Here is a 20335-nt window from a genome sequence, read left to right on the forward strand (position 1 = left end):
AAAAGCCAACAATTAGGAGATTTATCACGACAAAGCCATTGCTTTTGATGTTTCGGCTCTGCGCGGTCGAACCTGCGGCTGGTCTTCTTGTCTAGAAGTTTCTGTAACTTCTTGATGCCGCTTTGCTGTTGAGCGTTCAGGTAGCTTCGGGGACTGCGATAAGTTTTGCTGCTGTTGCAATTTTTTATCGAGATCGTTAAGCGGTTGATGACGTTTTTGTTGTTCTGCCTGATGGTTTTGCACAATTGCTTCTCTTAACTGTTTTATCGTATCAGCATAATCCTTAATGGCGGTACAAAGGGTAGGAAGATTTTCTTCAGCAGCTTTTCGTGCTCCGTTTTTTAAGCCAAGGACTTGCTTACCAGCAAGAGGAGCAAAAGATGTACAATCCTTTTCAATTTGAAATACAATTTCTTCTCCTATATCTGGAATTTTGTGCATATCTTCTATTCTATATTGCAAAATAAATGGATCATTATAAACAATTTGGCACCAATATTGGATCTCTCTTTGACCATATTGAACCGATGGATCTTGTTGAACTCTGCGGGCAATTTCCTCATTTGAGAGAGGCTTTATTTTCTTTTCTGAATTGAGCGGATTTTGTAAATGTTGATTTGTTAGCTCTTCCTCCTGTGCTTGTCGCTGATGTTGTTGTTCCGTGTGAGGACCTTGAGAAATATTTTCACTTTTTGTATATTTTGAAGTATACACATAACCGTTAATAGCAGCACATAGGGTGGGAAGAGTTTCTTCAGCTTGTTTGCGCGCATGATTTTTTATGCCAAGAACTTTTCTACCAGCAAGCTTAGAAATAGACTTAGGCCGTTCTGTAACATCCCATAAGAGCTGTTCTCCCATATCGGGGTTTTCTTTGATTGCTTCTATTCTTTCACTTAAAATAAGCCGTTCGCCATAAACCTTTTCACTCAAAAATCGTATTTCTTCTTGATATGCTACGAGCAATAGCTCTCTTTCCATTGTATTAATAGATGGTTTTTGTTCGTGAGACGGTTTTGGTTGTTCAATTGCTGTGTGTGGAGAGGAAGTTTTTGGGACGACAGTATCGCTTTGTTTTCTGTTTTGTATACGGTGCGGTTTTCTTGAAGGCGGGACGGCATATGTTCCACTGTCTTGTGATGATGAACTGCTTTGCTGCCTGACTTTCATATGTGATGATATTTTGGGTCTAACACTTGGTTCGTGTGTTTCAGGATTTTGAATTTTTGTGCCGTTTTGTGCTCTTTCTCTCATGCGTGGGGGAAGGGGCGGAGCCACTTTTGTCTGTAGAGAAGGGGATTCTTGAGCAGTTGGTTTATTTTGTTCTCTATCTTTTGCACGCGGTGGTCTTTGTGGGGCCATTTTTATGCGCGTGGAGGGGCTTTCTTGGGTTTCATGCTTTTGGATTGTTGTGCCGGTTTGTGTTTTTTCTCTCATACGTGGGGGCGGGGGCGGAGCCACTTTTGTCTGTAGGGAGGGGGACTCTTGAACTGTTGGTTTATGTTGTTGCCTCTCTTTTGCACGCGGGGGTCTTTGTGGAGCTGCTTTTGTGTGCGTGGAGGAGCTTTCTTGGTTTTTTGAGTTGGAGATTGTTGTGCTGGTTTGTGTTTTTTCTCTCATGCGTGGAGGAGGGGGCGGAGCCACTTTTGTCTGTAGGGAGGGGGACTCTTGAACTGTTTGTTTATGTTGTTGTCTCTCTTTTACACGCGGAGGTTTTGGTGGAGCTGCTTTTTTTTGTGGGGGAGGCGTCTCTTGGTTTTTGGCGTTAGGAAGCATTGTGCTGGTTTGAGTGTTTGCTCTCATGCGGGGGGGTGGCGGTGGCGCAACCTTTGGGTGGGGGGATAAATTTTCTGGGCGTTTTTCTACAGTTGCTTTTGGCAAACTTTGAGAAACTTGGGAAGGAGGGGTTCTGGTGGGGGATTGTTCAGCCTGTTGTTGAAATTTTTCCATCATTTCGGTGATAAAAGGGGAGGGATTTCTTTTTTTCATGCATGTTCCTTTCAAACTCTTCCAATATTGTTTTTAAATACTATTTAAAAATGTACGTTGGTTTTTATTCTGTTTTATGCTTTTTCATTTGCTTTTATGAGAGAGGATATGAAACTGAATGGCTTCGCATGATTTGACTCTCTTGGCTCAGATCATAATCATTCTCTAAAGATTGTTTTCTCCAGTGTTTGGGTTAAGGGACGGAAAAATAAATTTTGTTTCAATTTTCTCTCTTTCTTGGCGAAAACACCTCTTTCCTGTGTTGCGCCAAGACGTTAGATTCAACGTGAAAACTTATGTCTGTTTAGCTGGCAAAAGCCATCGCTTTTGGGGCGGCAGTTTTGCGAGGACGAATATCTGTTTCTCTTTGTTGAGTAGAGGTTGTTGCTCCTTCATGCGTTACTGTTGAAAGCTCAACGCGTTGAGCAGGCTGTGAGACGCTTTGTTGTTGATGCAAGATTTTCGCTCTCTCAGAAGATGCTTCATTGTGTTCTTGTTTTGTCTGCTGAGTTTTTGAAAGGCTCTCTCTTACTTGTGTTACAGCTGTTGCATAATTGTCAGCGGCGTCAATGAGGTGAGAAAGACCCGCTTCAGCATGTCTGCGTGCTTTATTTTTGAAGCCACAAAAGTTACGACCAGCGTACTTGTGAAAAGATTGAGGATTTCCGGCAAGTTGCTGTGCCAGCTGTTCTATTGTTTCAGGGTTTTGGAAAAGCATTTCCACCTGTGATTGCAAAATGTTTGTGTTGCCAAAAACAACTCCGCACCAATATTGGATTTGGGCATGGTGTCTTCTGACTTTTGAATGTTGGTGAATTTTGGTAGAAATTTCTGTCTCTGAAAGCGTTTCTTTTTCGCGTTGATCTGATTTTTGTAGAAGTTTAGTGACAGCTTCCTTCCCCATTAAGCGTTCATAGTTTTTGAGTTCTTGCTCTGGAGATTGTAAGAGGCTCTCTCTTGCCTGTTTTACGGCTTCTGTATAACAATCAACGGTGACACTGAGAGCAGAAAAACTTTCTTCCGCTTGTCTACGCGTTCGATTTTTAAAGCCCAACATGTTGGTGCCGGAAAGTTTAGTGATGCTTTCAGGATGAGCTGCCATGCGCCATGAGAGCTCCTCTCCTGCAGCAGGATTTTTTTGAATTTCCTGCATTTTTTCTTGCAAAATGTTTGGGTTACCATAGGCTTTTTCGGATAAATGTTGGATTTCCTCTTGATAGGTTCGAACCAATGAATGGTGTGGAAGCAATAGAATGATTTCTTCCTCTGAGAGAACTCTTGTTGTCCTTTGGGTAATTTGTGAAGTAACTGTTGAGTGTGTCGTTTCAGCTTCTTGCGGTCTTTTGGTAGAGCCGCCTCTTGTTAACGAAGCTGTTCGATTTGTTGATGCATATACAGTTTCTTCGCTTAAAAGAGATTGTCTTTCCTCATCTTCTTCCGGTATGGATGACAGTCTTTTGCTTTTTGAAGGCGTTTCTTTAGGAAGGGGGGCTGCAGCGCCTGAGACCTCTGCCGCCGCTTGTTCATAGAGCTTTATAAGTTCTTGTATTGAAGAGGATGGAAAAGGATGAGGGTGTTTTTTTTCATGCATGTTTCCTTTCAAAAATTGTTTTAGAAAACCTCTTTGGTGCATTCTTGCCTTTTATGCTTGGATCGCTTTGAGACAAAAGAAATATCGAGCTGAATGAGCTTCCAAAGATCTGCGCTATTTGCAATCAGCTTAATGGACATTTGTGTCTTTTATACAGTTTTTTTGTGAAATATTATCAATAAGTTATCAATATTTATCGTGAATTACAGGCGTCATTTTTAGGACTATTTTTTGTAACATTCTAAAACAATTCTTGGCGCAATCGCGATGAAACGATTTGCGCCAAGAAACTCACTGAAAAAAAGATTAAATGAAAAACAAAAACTATCTGTTTTTATGTTTACGCCCCTTTACATGGCATAAGCCATTCCTTTTTCTCCGTGTCTTTGTCTTTGAGGGCTGTGCTCTGGACTATTTTGTTCTTGTCCTCTTGCGTGATGATGACGATGATGATGGTGTCTCTCAACTTGCTGAGAATTTTCTTGACGACGTCTTTGTTCTGCCATAGGGGTTTGCGATAGTCTTGTTGTTGCGTCTTGTACAGCTTTTGTATAACCATCAATGGCATCAATGAGCGGTTTAAAACCGTCTTCAGCTGCTTTGCGTGCTTGACTTTTTATGCCAAGTGCGGAATGGCCAGCGAGCTTATGCATAGATTCAGGATTTTCAGCAAGTCGATCTGAAAGCTCTTTTCCTTTACTGGGATCTGTAAGTATTCCTTGCAAGTGTTCTTGGAAAAGCTTGTCATTGCCATAAACAATCTTACCCCAATGCATGATCTCTTCTGCATGTGCTTGGACGTGTGGATTTTTTAAAAGCATGACACTTATTTGCTCCGTTGTGAGGGAAGATGAAGATCTTCCTCTTTGGTGCGGAGCAACCGTTGTATAGTCGGTTTCAGGACTTTCTCTTCCCCGATCAGGATGTCTCCCTCTTGAAAGAGGAGAAACGCTGCTCACTGATGCGTATAGAACTTCCTTTTCACGTTTTGGGGGAGCAACCGTTGCATAGTCGGTTTCAGGACTTTCTCTTCCCCGATCAGGATGTCTCCCTTTGGAAGGAGAAATACTGCTAACGGATGCGTATAGAACTTCCTCTTCTGGGGTTGGTCCGCGCTGGTTTCCTCTGTTTGGTTTATTAACTGTTGCATAGAGGGCTTCTGGATTTGCAGAAGGATGTGAATGATGTTTTTTCATACATATTTCCTTTCAATATTTTTAGAAAACCTCTTTGGTGCATTCCCCACTTTTAGTTTTGATAACTTTTATATAAGGAAGATATCCAACCGAATGACCTCCAAAGATTTCGCGCTATTCGAGAATAGTGTGACGGACCTTTGTGTCTTTTATACAGTTTTTTTATGAAATTTTATCAATAAGTTATGATAAATTATAGGATTCTTTTTTAGAACTATTTTTTGTAATATTTTAAAACAACTCTTGGTGCAATCACGATAAAATGATTTGCACCAAGAAACTCACTGAAAAAAAGATTACATGAAAAACAAAAACTATCTGTTTTTATGTTTATGCTCTCCTTACATGGCAAAAGCCATTCCTTTTTCTCCATGTCTTTGTTGTTGTGGGCTGGGCTCTGGACTATTGTATTCTCGTCCTCTTGCGTGATGATGATGGTGGTGATGTCTGTGTTCTGGGTCTCTTTCTGGACTTTCGTGTCTTTGACTTCTTTCTCTTTCCTGCTCCCGTGTAAACTGTTTATGGAGCTTTTGTGTATTATGTATATGTCTCTCAAGAGCTGAGCAAAGGTGGGTAAACTCATCTTCAGCTTCTCTGCGGCTTGGAGATTTTACACCAAGTATTTTGTGACCTGCAAGCTTACCAGCGCTTTCAGGGTTTTCTGCAAGCTCCAGTAAGACTTTTTCTGCACCCTGAGGATCATCAAGGATCTTCGCAAGTGGTCCATTCAAAGCATGTTCGTTTTTATAAACAACTCTGCATCGCTCTTGGATTTCTCTTACACCATATTGAAAGTCTACGTTTGTTAAAAGCTTTGTTGTAACCACATCTTTTGGGGTTCTGGGAGGGGAGATTCTGCCTCCGCCAACGCCTTGATAGATGGGATTTTCTAGTTGTTCAGACTCTTGCCCGCCTTCAGCCCCCATGCCAACCGTTGTATAGACAGATTCGAGTGGTCTTTGGGGAGAGGGCTCACCACGTTCATCAAAGTTAAGCTCTGCATAGAGATGTTCTGGTTCATGGGGATGTCGTCCACCCTGTGCACCTTCACCAACTGTGTCGTAGGGTGTTTGCCAACCTTGTGCTGCCAAATCCGTTATTGAATAGGGGTTTACGAGTTTGTCGGTGCGTCGCCCATCACTTGGTCTTTCACCAAGTCTGTCATAGGGATTTCCTAGTGGCTTTTGGGGAGCATAGGCCGTTTCTGATGGTTGTTGAAGTGTATATTGAGGTGAGGTGCGCTGTTCTTTGGGTGGCTTATTAACCCTTGCGTAGAGGTCTTCTACATTAGAAGCTCCTAGGTTTTGTTGGTCAAGTGGCTTTTTGGGAGCATAAACCGTTTCTGGTGGTTGTTGAAGTGTATATTGAGGTGAGGTGCGCTGTTCTTTGGGTGGCTTATTAACTTTTGCGTAGAAGTCTTCTACATTAGAAGCTCCTAGGTTTTGTTGGTCAAGTGGCTTTTTGGGAGCATAGACCGTTTCTGGTGGTTGTTGAAGTGTATATTGAGGTGAGGTGCGCTGTTCTTTAGGTGGTTTATTAACCTTTGCGTAGAGGTCTTCTACATTAGAAGCTTCTAGGTTTTGTTGTTCAAATTGTCGTCTTAGTTCCTCTACATTGGTAGAAGGAGTTGGGTGACTTTTTTTCATGGCTGTTTCCTTTCAATATTTTTAGAAAACCTCTTTGGCGCATTTCCCACTTTTTGATATTTTTTAAGACAAAAGAAGAATATCAAACTGAATGGTATCCAAAGACTTCGCGCTATTCATATTGATATGTAATGGACATTTATGTCTTTTATACAGTTTTTTTATGAAATATTATCAATAAGTTATAGTAGATTACAGGATTCATTTTTAGGACTATCTTTTGTAACATTTTAAAACAATTGGTGGGCGTAATGGAGATAAAATGATTGGTATAAAGAGTTCTGTTGGAAGGCAAAAGTTCACGCGTTTTTAGCCGGTAAGAGCCAGCGATGAGGAACGACTAACTTTCAAGCTGCGAGCTTGGCATTGTGCTTCTTGGGTGTTCTTTACAGTATTCGCAATTTCTTTTGCTTTGCTTTCCGATGTCCCAAGGAGGCAAGCTAGTCTGGTATAATCTTTTTCTTGTATGGCTTTACGATCTTCTGAGGATAGACGATTGTGTAGTTGTCGTGAAAAGGTATGGAGTTCTTGTCGCAGTGAACGAGAATGGAATAAAGCTTCCCTTTGTTGTTCTTCTGGTAAGGCAAAAAGGTTTTGTAAATTTTTTCCAGGTTTTTCGACAGTGTGGTTCAGGCGATTTTGTTCTCTTTGGTGTTGCTCTAGAATTGCATCTTTTGTTTGTTGTGTTATTGCGCCATAATTTTTAAGGGCTTGGCTGAGTTGTGGAACAGCCTGTTCGGCTTGTCTGCGATTTGAACTTTTCATGCCAAGTATTTTACTCCCAGCAAATTTAGAAATTGATTGAGGGTTTTGTAAAGTTTCATCGGCAAACTGATTTCCTAAGTTTGGAGCTGCCGTTATGATATCTAATGTTGTCTTTAAGGACTGGGTTTTACCATAAACAGTCTTTGATAAATTTTCGATTTCTTTTCGGCATGCTTCAACATAAGCGTCATTTGAAATCCTTTCAAATAACTCTTCATGGGTAAGAGGGGCTAAAGTTTCTTTTGGGATCAGTGTTTCTTTTAAGCTTTGAACGTTGGTTTTTTGAAAGCAGAGGCGGGCACCGTTTTGTAATGTTTTGACTTGTTCTGGGGGAAGATCATCTTTGTGTCCGACGACGAAAGCTCCCTCTACTTCCATGACAAAACCTTCTGCTGAAAAACCTCTAAAGATGCCTTCATAGGTTACATCTTCTTTTGCAGCAACAACAACACGATTGTTAATTTCATCCAATCCAGCGTTTCTCATTTGGGAGATGAATTCTTTTAAAACAAGGGATTTTTGCGGATGCGTGATATCTTCAAAAAGATCTTTCATCGGTTGAGGATTGCCATATTGCATGGCTTCAATACAAGCTGCTGTCATGCGTCCTTTTGTGATGAAAGAAAAGTCAATGGTATGCCCTGCTGCTTGTCCAAGTTTTTCCATAAACATTCGATTGACGCGCCCATTGCCTTTTCTAAAAGGATGCGCGTGTTCAAGCGCCATAAAAACTTCAGCGGCACTTTCAGCAAATTCTTGGCGCGATAAACCTTTTAAATTGTTCTTTTCATTAAGTGTTTTTTCGAGTTGTTTTAGTTCTTTTTGAATCTTCGGTCCAATAGCAAAAGGAACTTCATAACCTTTGGGACGCATCGCCGGCATATGGGCAGAAGTGCCGTCTTCAAATGTAAAGGATGTATCGCGGGTGTGGCCCGCCCATTCAAAAGTTTCGTAGAAGAGGCTCCAGTGGATTAGTTTTAGATAGGAAGCATCAAATTTTTGTGGGGGTGGTTCATGGCGAAAATTTACGGCTGCTTTAGTGACGTCATGGGTACTGCGTTGATACAGTTTTTTAGGGTCTTTGATGCCATATTTATTTTTGAGTGTTTTGGTTCCTTTATATAGATAATTTTGCTCTAACATGTAATCTCTCCTAAGTAGGTAGGGTGATGGTTGATGAGCGTCTTAAACGCTGCATGTGAAAAATTCCCCTTCGCGTATTCTTTTGAGATTTTGGTTGTTATGAGAGGGAGTGCTTTTCCCTTCAGTGTATGGATGTTGTATCAATCGTTTTGTGATGCTTTTGAAAAGCTTTTCTGATGTTTCCTTTGTTTATTATCTTGTACTGTAAAATGCTGGTATTTAGGGCGCTGATATGAAGCCCATGAGTGGTCAGAAAATGGATTTTCTATAAATTGACTCTGGGTAAAATCTTCGTTTTTTGAGGTGTAAGGAAGAGGTCAAAAAGAAAAATGTTGCTTAAAATTGTTGTTTTTTCCTTTAACAAAGTTGTTTGCAAGAGCGCTTTGATGAGGGGCGTGGATATAGCGGGTGTAATCGCTCTTGGTTAGTGGATGGTGCTGGTACTTTTCATACACAGCTCTCAGATTGGTGAATCTATGGGCAAAAGCAGTCATCAAAAATTTTTCTCCATTATATTTTTTTTATTGCTCCATATGAATATCTTGCCATACGAACATCTTTTTTGTGTATTTTTGCAACAAAATGTTTTTTACTTTGTGTTGTTGCTCTTATTGTGTGCGCTGCTTTAAGATTTAAGACCCATAAGAGAATAAAAACTTTTCTTTGGTTGGGGAGAAAAGCCTTTTTCAGCGCTTTATCATTAAAATAGAACACTTTATGATATCGTAAAGGGGGGAAAGCTTGTATAAGAATGATTTATTCATTTTGATGTATATCTTAAATATTTTTTGGGAAAAAATCGATGTTCTTGAGTGTAGGTGTTTTGAGAGTTGTTGTCTCAAAGATCAACCGTTTTTTTAAGTCTTGATATTGGTGATTAGCGTTGTGAAATGTTTTTGCTTGTTTGTAGGGGATAAATTATAAACAAAAAGCTTTGTAGGAATGTATTTGCAGGACGTTCTCAAGTGGAAATGTTGGTTTGGTTATAGGTGATTTGAGGGGGGTGGACTTTCTTGTAAAGACGATGGGTACTGGTAAAACGATACACAAAATACAAAAAGGAAAAAACACGGATTTTTTATCATGTTTTCCTTATGTGTGAAGAAGCGGTCAAAAACTTTTTGTTAACGGGTTTTTAAAAAATAGAAATGTATGTTGTTTTTGTGGTTGGACTTTTCATAGTCAAGATCTCATAATAGGAAGTTAGTTTTTCTTTTGTGGAGCAAAGCGGTTTTTTGCAGCTGCGGCTAACATTTCTTTCCTTCTGAAATAGATGGCGCAACCACATTGCGAAGGGGAGCCTTGCATCAGAATAATTTGTTCATCTTGACGCATTTCTCGAATAACTTCGTGGGGTAAAATGAGTGCTCTTTTTAAAATATTCATATAACCACGAAAATCGACTCCATCTAAGACAAATAAAATAGGCTTTTGTAGCTTTCGTTGGTAGTAATCATGACGTTTAAAAGGAATTAACAATTATCCTGTCCAATTGCTTTGGATATGGTGTATATGCTATGTGCAAAATTGGTGGTAGGGCGCTTAAGTAGTCTGTTTTTTGCATGTATGATAAGAATATTAAAATATCTCTTCCACATAGGTGTTTAAATCAAAAAAACAAAGTTTCATATTTTTTAGTTGGCCATAGCAAGTGTATTTGAACGATTTTGTGTGCGTGTGTAGAATTGGCTATGAGCGTTCCTTGCTTTTTGAACAATGTCGGTAATTTCTCGTGCTTTCTGTTCTGATATACCAATACTTTGTGCAAGTGTTTCATAATCTTTGTTTGTGATCGCACTACATTCGTTTGATGAGAGACGATGTTCTAAACTGTTTATAAAAGTACGGAGCTCTTGGTGTAATTGAGGAGATTGAGACAAGATTTCTCTTTGTTTTTCCGGTGATAAAGCAAAAATATTTTTCAAGTTTTGACTGGGATTCTCTACCGCTTTTCCAAGGCGTTCTTGTTTAATTTTATGGTCTCGAGTGACTATATTATAGGTAGCTTCTACAGTATACACATAATTCTCAATTGCAAGAGAGAACACATCAAGATAATTTCGAGCGTGTACACGTGCCGGATTTTGTAGACCGCATATACTAAAACCTGCAAGAGGAGAAACAGAGTGCGGTGCCTGTTTAATCTGATTAGCAAACTGTCTGCCTAATTCTGGATTTTTAATAATCTCTTCTATCTGTTCGTTTAATACGTTTGCGTCACCATAAACAGCTTTTGCGTAAGCTCGGACTTGCTTTTGAGCTTTGAGAACGTAACTATCTAGCGCAACTGTTTTGGCACATTCACTTTTTGTGAGAGGCGCTAATGTTTCTTTTGGAATAAGCGTGTTTTCAAGCTCTTTGCTGTTGGGGGCGGTAAAGGTAATGATATCACCAGGTTTTAATGTTTTTAATCGTTCTGGTGTGAGATCATCTTTGCTACCAATGATGTAAGTTCCTTGCACATCGAGTATAAAACCTTCTGAATAACAACCTTTATAAGTTCCTATATAGGTTTCTCCTGCCTTTGTTGCTATAACAAGGCGATCATCCACGTTGCGTCCCGTATTGTTTATGTGGTCCATAAATTCTTTTAAAAGACGTATTTTGGGGGGATTGGAGATATCCTCAAAAAGATCTTTCAACAGTTGTGTATTGCTATATTGTATTGCTTCGCTACAGGCAGCCATCATACGTTTTTGTGTGACAAGCGAAAAGTCAAGCTGATGTCCTGCAGCTTTGGCAAGATTTTCAAAAAAGACTTGTTCTGTGTGCTCATTGCCATCTATGAATGGGTGGATTTTGTGAAGAGAATAAAATAGACTCGTTGCTTCCTTGACAAATTCTTCGCGTGTTAAGCCTTGCAAATTGTCTTTTTCGGCAAGCGTTTGATCTAATTTTTGTAAGAGTTCAGGGATTTCTTCACCGGTTGCAAAATTATTGCCCCATTCCATTCTTTTCATTTCTGGCATGGCGGCAATGCTATCGTCTGTAAATGCGAAGGGGATATGGCGCAGATGTCCAGCCCATACAAAGGTATTTTTAAACAATTGTTGGTGGATATGGCATAGATAAGTTGAATTAAAATATTCTGGCAGGGGTTCTGCACGCAGATTGATCATGGCTTTTTGCCTATCATGTGAGCATTTTTCCAGAAAGCGTTTTAAATCTGTTTCTCCATATCTATTTTTGAGAATTTTGGTACCAAGATAGATATAATTATGGGGTGAGGGAATTCCTTTTGTTTTTTCTTTTGCTTTGGGCATTGTTACATTCCTTATAATGTTACATTGTCTATGAGAGTGTGTTAAACTTTTTGTTTGAAAATCCCCCACGCATATTGTTTTGAGATGTTGAGACTTGGGTGAGGAAAAAATCCCTCAAATTCGTAGGTGTTTTTGAGTGTATCAATCTTTATCTTGGCATTTTTTTCTTTTACTGAGAGAGAATGGTTCATTTGGGTTGTTTTCATGCATATTGTCTTTTAATTTTTTTGTAGAAAAATTTCCCTATAAAAGCGGTGCCTTCAAAAGTTTCCTGATAGGATTCTCAAGGCATAGATATGATTGGTATTTATTATTTGGAGATGAGGAGAGTGCTTTATAAAGAAAATTGGCATTGGTAAGCACAGGCATAATACCATCATTTAAAGACTTTTCCCCATATTTTTCTTGTTGTATCAAGCGGGAATTCCTTCTTTATAGGCTTTTATGAGATAGAATCTCTGCTTTTATCCTTTGATGTTTTTGTTTTGATGCATGACCTCCATTAGAGGGTGTTTTTTAGTTTTTCTGTGCTTTTGGGGCAAAGCGGTTTTTTGCAGCTGCGGCTAACATTTCTTTTCTTCTGAAATAGATGGCGCGACCACATCGCAAAGGGGGTTGTCCTTGCATCAGAATAATTTGTTCATCTTGACGCATTTCTTGAATAACTTCGTGGGGTAAAATCAGGGCTCTTTGTTGGTAATTGACGTTGTATGAACTCTTTCCTAAAGATAAACCTCTTGATTTGTTTGTTCCGGTTACTTCAACGGTCATTTGGCCACAGCGTTCTGAAATGTCTTTGGCAGTTTGGAGATCTTTAATGGCAGCATAGCTGACAAAGGAACAACTTTCAAACCATGAACGTGCTCCTGCTTCTCCAAAGTGGTTGACCAACTGGCCAGAGGATTGATAGAAGAGCATCAAGGATGTACCGTATTTACGTCCACGGTCGCGGGCTTCTTCTAAAATATTCATATAGCCTAAAAGATCAACTTCATCTAAGACAAATAAAACACGCTTTTTATAGTTACCGTCTGCTGTAACCATGGCATTGAGAAAGGCGCCAATAATCACACGTCCAATAGCTGGATAACTGTTTAAAATGCTTGCGGGGAGATTGAGAAAAACATCTGTATTGCCATTGGTAATATCTGAGGAAAAAAAATCATCTCCGCAGACAAGATCTGCATAATTGGATAAAGAAAGCCATTGGGTGTCTTTTGAGGCGGTGGTATAAACCCCTGAAAAGGTTTGCTCTGCCATTTCTGTAAAAATACCAACCATTTCACGAATAAAAGGAGAAGGTGTTGTTTCTTGAATCATGCGTAATTGATTAACAACAGCTGTTTCTGATTGAGAGAGAATACCACGCAATGTTTTTAAATTGCGCTCGCTGTCTTCATATTCATCAGAAAATACAACATGAGCAAGAAGAGCTGTTAATAGATTATGGGCTTGTGTTGAGAAATATTCCGCTGAAGAATTATCTGATTTTTTATCTGTAAGAAGCAACTTTGAAAAGCTTACAATATTTGCTTCGCGTTGTGTGCGTGGTACGCTGTCGTCTAAAAGCCAATCGATGACATTAAAGTTTTTTGTTAACAATGAGTTAGGATCGAGAACAATGACATTTCTATTTCCCATTTTTTGACGCGCAAATTTGACCATTGGGGCAACTTCTGTTGAAGGATCAAGACAAATAATAGACCCTGGATAGGTTAAACACGTAGGAACTACTGTACTTGTTGTTTTATAGCCACCAGAACCAGCAAAAAAGATCATATGAGTTGAACCAAAATCAAGATTAAAGGTTAGCAAAGGGGCTGTTCCACCCTTTCCCCATGTTGTTTTATTGCCAGGTGCAAAGGGAATGTTGCACACATTATCTTGATCGACACGGTATCTTTCACCCACAACAATTTGCCCATTGGCAGGAAAGATTTTTGCTGCCTCTCTTAAATTCATCCAAGCGGCCTCACCAAAAATACCTTTTTTTGCACGCTTGACCTTACTTTTAGGGGGAAGGGTTGTTACGAATTGAATGATGGAAAAAAAACACCAATGATGATGCCAAAAACAACCATGGGGTCCATGAATTGAAGCGCATAGCTCCACGTTATTCCTTGATGGCCAACATAGGGACTTAAACGTTTTATTTCACCACCAATATAGTAACGAGCGGTTGTTCCAAAAAAAACAACGGAGACAAAAGTGATTATTTTACGTAAGTGCAGTTTTTGCGACAGACTATACAACAATGAAACAGCAGCCGTTAGTGCTAAGACTAATAAAGGCTCAGAACGAAGAGTCCAATAAATTTGATCGCTCTTTAGTCCATTTGTTATTAACAGTAAAAAATGAGGGACAAGGAATATCGTTAAAGCACCTAAAGCGATTGGTGTTAAAATAAGTACCATTTGTGTTTTGGTATATTTCATTGTATTTTACTCTCAATTCTATCAGAATATGTTGCGAAATGCTCTTTTTCAGGTACGTGATATTAACTCTCATCTCTTTTTGCAAAGGTGCAGATAACGCCAAACAGTTTTCGTTTATGAGCCTTTCTCATCAAGGAGGAAGGTTTTATCCATTCTTAGCAGGCCATAGCGAATGCTTTGGAATGGCGCATTGTGCATATTTGTGCTTGCTGATGTACTTCTTTGGTTTGCTTAATAATTTGTGTAATTTGTTTGGCTTTATTTTCTGATACACCAATGCTTTGAGCCAGTGTTTCATAATCATTATTTTGAACTGCTTTATGTTCATTTGGTGAAAGACGGGTGTTGATCTTTTTTACAAAGTTGCTGAGCTCTTTTTGACATAAAGAATTTTTTGCTAAAGCTTCTTGCTGTAATTCTTTTGGCAAGGCGAGGAGATCTTGCAAGCTTTGACTTGGCATTTCTATTGTTTTTGCAAGGCGACTTTGTTCTGTTGCATGTTCTTGCGTGATTTCCTTTTCAGCATATTTTACAGCATACGCGAAATTTGCAACGGCAGTACAGAGCATACCAATATGATTTTTAGCGTTTGCACGTGCCTGATTTTGTAGTCCACATAAACTGAAACCTGCAAGACGAGAAACAGAGCTCGGTGCCCTTTCAATCTTGTTGGCGAGCTGTTGGCCTAAGCTTGGATTTTTGATGATTTCTACCATCTGTTTGTCTAATGTTTTTGTATTACCATAAACAATTTTTGACAGTTTCTGGACCTGTTTTAGGCTTACGTGGACACAGGCATCTTCTGCAACCATTTGGGCCGTTTCATTTTTTGTCAAAGGGGCTAATTTCTCTTCTGGAATAAGAATGCTTTCAAGCTCTTTTGTTTTGGGAACGGTAAAGGTAAATTTATCACCGGGTTTTAATGTTTTGAGTTGTTCTGGTGTGAGATGTTCTTTATTGCCGATAATGTAAGCTCCTTTTACATTGCAGGCAAAGCTGTTAAGACCAGCACCTCTATAGGTGCCCGTGTAGGTTTCACCTTCCTTTGTGACCATAACAGGGCGATCATTCACACTACGCCCAAGTTCTTTCGTGTTGCTCATGAATTCCTTTAAAAGAGGTATTTTATTGGGATTAGAGATATCGTCAAACAGATGTTGCATTGGTTCTAGATTGTCATTTTGTATTGCTGCAACACTAGCAACCAACATGCGTTCTTTTGTAACCAGTGAAAAATCAAGCTGATGCCCTGCGGCTTTGGCAAGATTTTCAAAAAAGATCCGTTGTGTACGTCCGTTGCCTTCTCTAAAGGGGTGTGTATAGTTGAGAGAGGCAAATATTTTGGCTGCTTCATAAGCAAATTCTTTGCATGATAAATCCTGCAAATTATTTTTTTCGGCAAGCGTTTGATCTAATTTTTGTAAACCTTCTTGTAATTCGCTACCGACTGCAAAATTTGTTATTTTTTTCATTACTGGAGCGACGGCAGTAGTACCATCTTCAAATGTAAAGGGAACATTGCGGGTTTGTCCAGCCCATTCAAAGGTATTTTCAAATAGACATTGATGAATAAGGCATAGATAGGAGCTATCAAACTTTTCTGGTAAGGGGGCTTCACGCAGATTAACCATCGCTTTTGCTGAATCATGCGCACATCTTGCCGTAAAAGCGTCAAGGTTTGTTATTCCATATTTATTTTTTAATGTTTTGCTTTTAGGATACATATAATGTTCAGGGGAAGGCACTGTGGATGTCACATCTGTTTTTTTAATTTTTCTTTTGGCATTGTAGCTTCCTTATAATGTCGTGTTGTCCATAAGAGTATTAAATTCCTCGAGTGAAATATTCCCCTTTGCGTATTCTTCTAAAATTTTCAACGTTTTGGAATGAAGCGCTATTCCCTCTATTGCATGGGTGCTGATGGCTGCTTCAACGGCTTCACGGCGTTTTTTCAATTCTTCTTCTGTCATCGATAAAAGATTTTCTCTGTTTTCTGTTTCTTTGGTTTTCACGCATTTTTCCTTTTATTTGCAATCGTTTCTTTAAAAGAGCCTTTGGCAGCCAGTGTGATCTTCCTTTAGTCACCTCCAAAGATGTTTCGTTGTTTGAAGGGATCGTAATAAATTTCTGTGACCTTAAATTTTCCTTCAATCCGTTTGCATTGGATGATGATATCAATCATTGAAATCAACAGGCCTCGAATATCATCACGCTCTAAATCACCACCGCCTTCACTTTCTTTGACCAAAAGGGTCATCTGCTCAAAGGCTGCAAGTGCTGTTGATGCGTGAACCGTCGTAATGGAACCTGGATGGCCTGAATTGACATTGCGGATATAATAAAAGGCTGTACCATCTCGAAGTTCTTGCAAAAGAATACGATCAGGACGCATCCGTAAAGATGATTCAAGCAACTCTTTGGGGCCAACGGAGGCTAAGCCTTGTCCATCTTTTGAATAGAACATTGAGACATGGTTAGGGTGTGGTATCACCAATTCTTGTGTGTCTTCGATGGTGATAATACGCTCTTCTTGAGGGATTTTTGCGATTAATGCTTTTGATAATGTTGTTTTACCCGAACCGGTTTTTCCCGCAATTAAAATATTTTTCTGGCATTCTACAGCTTGATTTAAAAAAGAGACAAAGTCTTTATTACAGTAGGCATTGGCTAATTTATGCTCGATGATTTTGAGTTCGTTAAAACGAGAATGATAGTCATTCAAGGGTGTGAAAGAGATCTGTTCACAGAGCGAGAAGAGGCCCTTATTTGCGAGCTCTTCGAGAGAAAAACTCTGCGATGACGGTTTACGAATTGTCATACTAATCGTGTCTTTTTCGACAGCGGGCGGAATGACAATTTGAATACGCTCATTGCCTGGTAGCGTTGCAGATAATATTGGGTTTTTGTCCGATATGTTTTGCTTGGAATAGGATGCGACAACTTTCGCAATCCCCATAAGCTCATTAAAAGAGAGCCCCGGTGCTTCTATTGTTTTCCATCCATCAAATCCTTCAGTCATGACTTGATAGGGACGATTGATAACAATTTCAAAGAGTCTATCATCTTTCAAAAAAGCACTGATGGGTTCAAGTTTTGTGAGAACAATCGCAACGGTTTCATCGCTCATGGTATGTAAGTTTGAGTTCATTCTAAAGTTACCGCCGAATTTTTGTAAAAGTTTCTTGAAACAGCTCGATTGATAATCTGTTTTTTGTTTTCGATGACTTTCAATTTATAAACGCTGGAAAAATCTAAATCGCGGGCAACAAAGATATTCACCATTTCCCCTTGGTTTTTGGATAATGTTGGAGGAATATTGGCGTAATTTTCTACGAGAATGTTTGCGATGTTTTGTCCTGAAGAGATTGTTTCAGTTTCTTCTTTTTCCTGTTTTTTTGATAAACGTTTATTGGCATAGTGTGTTGCATCTTTTATTAGTGAGACAAGAAGCGCAGACCCAATCCTCTCGAGCCAATGGTTATCAATATCTCCATCCATACCAGAACGCCCTAAAGCATCCGTTGCCGGTGAAGCTAAAGATATAATGATACCATTGGGGGTTTTTGCTCTATTCCATAGTACAAAGAGACGTGTTTGGCCTTTTTTCAATCCGGCGCGATATTCACCAACAATTTGGGTGCCTTTATCAAGAAGCACAACACGACCATTGTCTGATAAGATATCTCTGGAGATGATACAACTGGCAAAACCTTGTTGATCACTGTTGATGGCTGTTTCTAAAATACAAGGAATAGAAGTTCCCATCGCGATGATGTAGTTTCGATTGCCAAGGGTTGAAGCACGAATACCTTCAAGCACTGTGGGTTTGAGAAGATGATTAAAACGTTGTGTCGTTTCATCAGGTTTGCTTTCAAGTTGGTGAGGCAAAGCACCATTATTTGTTTGTGAATCTATTTTGCCTTGTTGTGTACTTGCATAAGCTAATACAGGAGCACGTTGTGCTGCTTCCAGCAGTGAGTTATCAGAATTTAATTGATTGATGTTTGGTGTTGGTAGCTCGACTTTTGGTAATAGAGCGTTATTTCGTTGAGGCTGTTCAAAGGGGGGAGGGGTAGGCTTTGCAGGACGAAAAAGCTCTGTTTGTTTTATAACTTTTCCTTCTTTTGAAGATTCAATTGGTTGCTTTTTGTCTGTAACAAGTGTTGAATAGGTTAAATAAAGACAGACACTGAAAAGAATAATAAGAGCAATAGCTTTCCCCACATTGTTCTGTTGACTTTTCCCTTGAGCATTTTTTATTGTATCGCGATCATTAATGCTTTTTTCATCCACGGTGTTATTCATGGCTGCTTCCTAGGTTCACTTTACGTTGTACAGATGGTGATGTCGTACCTGTTTCAGGATTAATTCCTTTTGGTACGAACCTTTTGTTAAAGATGCACAATACTTCATTCCCACGTCGTAGCGTGAATTGTGCAGCTGTTGCATGAACAATAACCTTGTTGCCTTTAATCGATTTGGGAATAAGCGCTTCTTGCCCATCAGGCGATACAATGTAAATGGCAGGGATTTCAATGTTGCCTAAAAAGGTAAAGGTTGTTGTTTTCCCATTATCATAGACAGAAGCAGGTTCAATAAGAGATGAGCCTTGAGCTTCATAAGCCCAATTGCGTGGTCCAAAATCTTCATGGATATTTAAAATATCATTGACAAAGTTTTCTTCACGTTGTTTTTCTTTTTCTGCTTCGGCTAATTTCTTACGTAAGGCTTCATCTTCTGGATAACGAAACTTTACCAAGAAATACGTCTCATTGCCGGCTGAAACATCGCCTTCACGGACTTGTAGCTCGAATTGATAAGAGCGTTGTGTTCCATCTTGGCGGCTTGTGACAATTTGTAAATTTGTCACAGGCTGGACTTCACGTGGTTTGAGAAAAACAAAGTGTCCAGCCGGTGCAACTTGCCAAGCAACCGAATTTCCAATTCCTACATAGGTTACTTCTTCATCAACGGCAAATTCTAGTTGAACCGAAGAGCGAATGGAGCCAATGATTTGTACGACGTTGTAGGGGTCATAATTGACAAATCTGATGCGGTTATCTTTACGTGCACTGACAGGCGCTGTTTCCGCAAGTGAGAGAGCTGTGTGGAAGCTGACAGTGATCGTAAAAATTAAAGAGATTGTTTGTAAAAGTCTGATCATTTTATCACCTCTGGATCAGATCTATATTCCGATACTTGAAAACCAAGAGGGTTGATAAGACGATCAGACGTTGAAATGTGTGCGTTCACGTAGGAAAAATTTAAGATTGAAATCCAATGGGAAATATTTTCTTTTTCATTCAAGTCTCTGATCGTTTTATAGTAACGAACTTGGATAAGATCTTTACTTATAAAAGAGATTGATTTGATTGTGATCGTAGCAATCATGTTATGATAAATATTTTGCGGACTTTCTGGATTATTGCCCGCGTACCATTTTGCAAAACGGTTTTGTTCTTTTGGAGAAGATAAAAGAGAGACTAAGCGAAAATTGTTTTCTGCTTCTGATGCTTGAAAACCTTCACGAGCGCGAACATATTGGCTGGCAAAATAACGCGTTATCGCTTCATCATAGTCGTTAGGGGATTCTTTTAGGGCGCTTACAGTATCAATAATGCCTGTTGAGTTATCAACGCGGATAACAAAAGGCTCTACCGTTTTCAAAGGTGTCAAAGCTGCGACAGCTAAAGCCAGCGCAATTGTCATCAATCCAAAAAGCACTGTTAAAGCCATGGAGATTTTCATCCGCACGCGCATGCTATGCATGCGATCAATGTCAAATGAGCGCGCTTCTTTTATATATTCTTCAAGGGCATCACTTTTCACGCATAACCTCCACAGTTTTATCAGATCGTGCTTCATGAATAACCGGCTTTAATAAAGCTGAATTGGCTGTTACTTTTTCACTTTCCAAAGTATTGAGAATGATGGGAGTGGTAACAGGCTTTACACTCTTTTCTGGGTAGACAATGTTTTTATTGTCCCAATTCCACTTATCTTTATTTAAAGCGCGTGTATGTTTGCCATTACAGCGTGGTGGTTTTTTAGGGCCACTCAAAGAGGCACAACCAGTAAGAGCGATTGTTAGGACCATAACAAAAGTTATTTTTCGTTTCATTTTTTGAACTCACAAATATCTTGGAATACAATGCATGAGAGCCTTTGTTCTGAACATTTTTACAAGTTTATGTGATGCAAGGTTTTGATTGGTTTTATTGTTAGACCCAAGATGTTAGATCTTATCTGGAACAGGATCATGGCGTGTACGCCAAAGGGCGCACACAAGGCAAAAACAAAAATGCTT

13 protein-coding genes and 2 pseudogenes are annotated in these 20335 nt (G+C 39.4%); all 15 read right to left on the minus strand.

Annotated features, from left to right (window positions below; translation table 11 throughout):
• Window positions 1–24 precede the first annotated feature (24 nt).
• The gene (locus ACFIMM_RS06515; RefSeq protein WP_375682802.1) at window positions 25–1989 is read right to left on the minus strand and encodes a BID domain-containing T4SS effector; all 1965 of its coding nucleotides are present in this window, start codon (window positions 1987–1989) and stop codon (window positions 25–27) included.
• A 304-nt stretch (window positions 1990–2293) separates the two neighbouring features.
• Window positions 2294–3580, minus strand: a complete 1287-nt coding sequence (locus ACFIMM_RS06520) for a BID domain-containing T4SS effector (RefSeq protein ID WP_375682801.1) — start codon at window positions 3578–3580, stop codon at window positions 2294–2296.
• 350 nt (window positions 3581–3930) lie between these two features.
• Complete coding sequence (locus ACFIMM_RS06525) at window positions 3931–4776, minus strand: BID domain-containing T4SS effector (protein WP_375682800.1); 846 nt, start codon at window positions 4774–4776, stop codon at window positions 3931–3933.
• Window positions 4777–5117: 341 nt separating this feature from the next.
• Window positions 5118–6422 carry a BID domain-containing T4SS effector gene (locus ACFIMM_RS06530; protein ID WP_375682799.1) on the minus strand — a complete coding sequence of 435 codons (1305 nt, stop codon included), beginning with the start codon at window positions 6420–6422 and terminating at the stop codon, window positions 5118–5120.
• A gap of 309 nt (window positions 6423–6731) precedes the next feature.
• Window positions 6732–8330, minus strand: a complete 1599-nt coding sequence (locus ACFIMM_RS06535) for a BID domain-containing T4SS effector (RefSeq protein WP_375682798.1) — start codon at window positions 8328–8330, stop codon at window positions 6732–6734.
• 1203 nt (window positions 8331–9533) lie between these two features.
• Window positions 9534–9716: pseudogene (locus tag ACFIMM_RS06540) on the minus strand (type IV secretory system conjugative DNA transfer family protein); the annotation flags it as partial.
• A 248-nt stretch (window positions 9717–9964) separates the two neighbouring features.
• Window positions 9965–11593 (minus strand): BID domain-containing T4SS effector, encoded by a 1629-nt coding sequence (locus ACFIMM_RS06545; RefSeq protein WP_375682797.1) that lies wholly within the window; start codon window positions 11591–11593, stop codon window positions 9965–9967.
• 516 nt (window positions 11594–12109) lie between these two features.
• Window positions 12110–14028: pseudogene (gene traG, locus ACFIMM_RS06550) on the minus strand (Ti-type conjugative transfer system protein TraG).
• A gap of 155 nt (window positions 14029–14183) precedes the next feature.
• Complete coding sequence (locus ACFIMM_RS06555) at window positions 14184–15752, minus strand: BID domain-containing T4SS effector (RefSeq protein WP_375692677.1); 1569 nt, start codon at window positions 15750–15752, stop codon at window positions 14184–14186.
• A 72-nt stretch (window positions 15753–15824) separates the two neighbouring features.
• Window positions 15825–15998, minus strand: coding sequence for an antitoxin VbhA family protein (locus tag ACFIMM_RS06560; RefSeq protein WP_275065231.1), 174 nt, complete (start codon window positions 15996–15998; stop codon window positions 15825–15827).
• A gap of 107 nt (window positions 15999–16105) precedes the next feature.
• Window positions 16106–17176, minus strand: a complete 1071-nt coding sequence (virB11, locus tag ACFIMM_RS06565) for a P-type DNA transfer ATPase VirB11 (protein ID WP_375627906.1) — start codon at window positions 17174–17176, stop codon at window positions 16106–16108.
• Window positions 17173–18333 carry a type IV secretion system protein VirB10 gene (gene virB10 / locus ACFIMM_RS06570; RefSeq protein ID WP_375632458.1) on the minus strand — a complete coding sequence of 387 codons (1161 nt, stop codon included), beginning with the start codon at window positions 18331–18333 and terminating at the stop codon, window positions 17173–17175. Before virB10 ends, virB11 begins: the two co-directional genes overlap by 4 nt.
• Entirely contained in the window at window positions 18326–19192 is an 867-nt protein-coding gene (gene virB9, locus ACFIMM_RS06575) for a P-type conjugative transfer protein VirB9 (RefSeq protein ID WP_375612192.1), read from the minus strand. Before virB9 ends, virB10 begins: the two co-directional genes overlap by 8 nt.
• Window positions 19189–19893: a virB8 family protein gene (locus ACFIMM_RS06580; protein ID WP_375610599.1), complete on the minus strand. Its 705-nt coding sequence runs from the start codon at window positions 19891–19893 to the stop codon at window positions 19189–19191. Before ACFIMM_RS06580 ends, virB9 begins: the two co-directional genes overlap by 4 nt.
• The gene (locus tag ACFIMM_RS06585; protein WP_375610598.1) at window positions 19847–20149 is read right to left on the minus strand and encodes a type IV secretion system protein VirB7; all 303 of its coding nucleotides are present in this window, start codon (window positions 20147–20149) and stop codon (window positions 19847–19849) included. The genes ACFIMM_RS06580 and ACFIMM_RS06585 overlap by 47 nt, the downstream gene beginning before the upstream one ends.
• Window positions 20150–20335 lie beyond the last annotated feature (186 nt).

The organism is Bartonella sp. AP258QHHD (assembly GCF_042196145.1).
Taxonomy (GTDB): Bacteria; Pseudomonadota; Alphaproteobacteria; order Rhizobiales; family Rhizobiaceae; genus Bartonella.